At 71.7% G+C, this 501-nt stretch carries 1 protein-coding gene; it reads left to right on the top strand.

Annotated features, from left to right (window positions below; translation table 11 throughout):
* The coding region (locus tag ACT3SQ_RS19310; protein ID WP_444601630.1) for an ISL3 family transposase at nucleotides 1-501 on the top strand (501 nt) is incomplete at both ends.

The raw sequence follows: 501 nt of genomic DNA on the forward strand, positions 1-501 counted from the left end.
CCAGGCTGCGGGACCAGGTCGTCTCGGCCGTGATCACCTCGGGCCGTGCAGCTTCCGAGGTGGCCCGGGCCCACGGGGTCTCGTGGTGGCTGGTCCAGGCCGCCCTCAGCGCCGCTGCGGTGGTCCTGCCTGACGTCGACGACGTGCGGGTGAGGCGTCTGGGGGTCGATGAGCACCGGTACCGGTCGGTGCGCTGGTTCCGCACGGATCAGGGGGCCTGGAGACGGTTCGAGCCGTGGATGACGACGCTGGTGGACCTGGGCACCGGGCAGGTCCTCGGCATCGTCGACGGCCGCGACTCCAGGGCCGTCGGGGACTGGCTTGCCCAGCGCTCCGAGGCCTGGCGGGAGCGGATCGAGATCGTCGCGATCGATCCCTCGGCCGCGTTCCGCAAGGCGCTGCGGACCTACCTGCCCCGGGCTGCGGTCTCGGTCGACAAGTTCCACCTCGTCAAGCTCGGAAACGACATGGTCACCACCGTCAGGCAGCGCCTGGCCCGCG

Source organism: Brachybacterium sp. AOP42-C2-15 (assembly GCF_052377065.1).
GTDB lineage: Bacteria > Actinomycetota > Actinomycetes > Actinomycetales > Dermabacteraceae > Brachybacterium.